At 70.4% G+C, this 1,791-nt stretch carries 4 protein-coding genes; all 4 read left to right on the top strand.

What is annotated here, in order from left to right; genetic code table 11:
• Nucleotides 1-439, top strand: a 439-nt coding sequence (locus AB0O00_RS37780) for a type VII secretion protein EccB (RefSeq protein WP_363659219.1), incomplete at its 5' end; no start/stop codon positions are given.
• Nucleotides 440-496: 57 nt separating this feature from the next.
• Nucleotides 497-850: a hypothetical protein gene (locus AB0O00_RS37785; RefSeq protein ID WP_363659220.1), complete on the top strand. Its 354-nt coding sequence runs from the start codon at nt 497-499 to the stop codon at nt 848-850.
• A gap of 49 nt (nt 851-899) precedes the next feature.
• Nucleotides 900-1,190 carry a hypothetical protein gene (locus AB0O00_RS37790; protein WP_363659221.1) on the top strand — a complete coding sequence of 97 codons (291 nt, stop codon included), beginning with the start codon at nt 900-902 and terminating at the stop codon, nt 1,188-1,190.
• Between the two features lie 13 nt (nt 1,191-1,203).
• Nucleotides 1,204-1,671 (top strand): hypothetical protein, encoded by a 468-nt coding sequence (locus AB0O00_RS37795; protein WP_363659222.1) that lies wholly within the window; start codon nt 1,204-1,206, stop codon nt 1,669-1,671.
• The last annotated feature ends 120 nt before the right edge of the window (nt 1,672-1,791 follow it).

Here is a 1,791-nt window from a genome sequence, read left to right on the forward strand (position 1 = left end):
CGTCACCCCGCTGCGCGACGAGGGCGTGTGCGCGGACCTGCACGTGGGCTCCGGGGCACCCGTCGGCTCGGTGACGGTCCTGGCCGCGGCGGACGCCGGGGCGGGGCGGGCGCCAACGCCCGTGCCCGGCTGCGCGGTTGCCGACCGGACCGCCGACCTCGTCGCCGTCCGCCCGGGTCGCGGCGCGCTCGTCCGGGCACTCTCCGGGGCGGGAACGGGCAGCACCGAGTACCTCGTGACGGACGCGGGCGTGCGCTACCCCCTGCCGTCCGCGGGCGCCGTCAAACAGCTCGGCTACGGCGGTTCGAGCCCGGTCGCCGTCCCGTCGGGCGTGCTGGGGCTGCTGCCGACGGGCCCGGTCCTGGACCCGTCCGGCCTGGTCGGCGACGCCGCGGCGAGCGCTCCCGCGGGCCGCGCGAGTTCTCCCACCTGCGGCTGAACCCGCCCGCGAACAGCCTCCGTTGACGAGGTAGACCGACGAACGAAAGGAGCTCCGATGACCACCCCCGCACCCGGCGGCATGCTCAATGTGGAGCAGCAGGCGATCCAGAACGCCCTGCAGAGCCTTGAGGGCCAGATCTCGCAGATGATCAGCTCCGGCCAGACGGTCGAGCGGATCAACATGGAGATCGCCGCCAACTACGTCTCCGGGGCCAGCAAGGCCTTCCAGGACAAGGTCGGCGACTGGGTCGTGAACTACAAGCGGGTCATGCAGGCCTTCGACAAGCTCACCCAGGACCTGGGCAGCGCCCGCTCGATCCTCACCAAGGCGGAGGAGGACGCCCACGTCCAGGGCGGCAACTGGGGTGCCTCGGACGGCGTCTTCCACGCTCTTGGCGGCAAGAGCTGACGCTCAGTCACCACCCTTATAAAACCCACGAACACGAGAAGGAGACGCCATGAGTGGCCCCACCGACATCATGCTCAGGCACGAGTCGATCGACGCGGCCTTCCAGGACCTGCTCAGCGCGGCCCACACCATGCAGAGCGGCCTGGAAGAGCTGATCCAGCAGCTCCAGGGCATGGAGGCGAACGCCGGCCAGTACAAGCAGGCGTTCACCGAGTTCCTGAACATCGCGAGGAGCAGCTCCAGCGCCATGCACGACGACATGCGCGACGGCGCCCGGGCCCTCGACGAGATGAACCAGGCGATGAAGTACGCCGACCGGGCCGCCGCCGCGGGCTTCTGAGCGGAGCACGGGCATGGCCAAGGAGATCAAGGTCAGCGACCAGGCCTTCAACGATCTCAAGACGAACGTGGAGACCTGGCGGCAGTGGCTCCTCGGCGACGCCACGCCGCCGAACCTGCCCAAGCCGACGGACGGTCACGCGAACCTCATCGACCAGGTCGAGGCATTCGCGGGCGGCGCCGACGCTCCCGGGAACCGGGCGCGCCCGGACACGTACACCAAGCTGCTGGGTGCGCTCGGGAACGGGGCCTCGACCGCCATGCAGAACCAGTTCAAGGCCTACGCGGTCGGCGTGAAGGCCGAACTGGACGCGCTCGTGAAGTCGTTGGACAACGTCTCGCTGGGGCTGGAGATCGCCAGGACGAAGTTCACGGAGGGTGAGGATCACGCACTCACCGCCGCGGACATGTTCACGATCCTCAGCAGTCCGTCGACGACCCCGTCGCCGGGGCCCCCGGGGGCCCCGCCACCAGCGCAGTGACGATCGCCGTCGGCCCCGGGTGGGCCCGGGCCCACGGGGGCACGGCGTGCGTCGGGGGGGCGTGCGTCCGCACCCCCGGGACCCAGACCAAACCACCAAACCCCGGTGTGTGTGTAGAGA

This window comes from Kitasatospora sp. NPDC093558 (genome assembly GCF_040683475.1).
Lineage (GTDB): Bacteria > Actinomycetota > Actinomycetes > Streptomycetales > Streptomycetaceae > Kitasatospora.

Bases quoted from the DNA above. Each gene is read 5' to 3' on its own strand.
- AB0O00_RS37785 (WP_363659220.1), top strand. From the start codon at position 497: ATGACCACCCCCGCACCCGGCGGCATGCTCAATGTGGAGCAGCAGGCG.
- AB0O00_RS37795 (WP_363659222.1), top strand. From the start codon at position 1,204: ATGGCCAAGGAGATCAAGGTCAGCGACCAGGCCTTCAACGATCTCAAG.
- AB0O00_RS37790 (WP_363659221.1), top strand. From the start codon at position 900: ATGAGTGGCCCCACCGACATCATGCTCAGGCACGAGTCGATCGACGCG.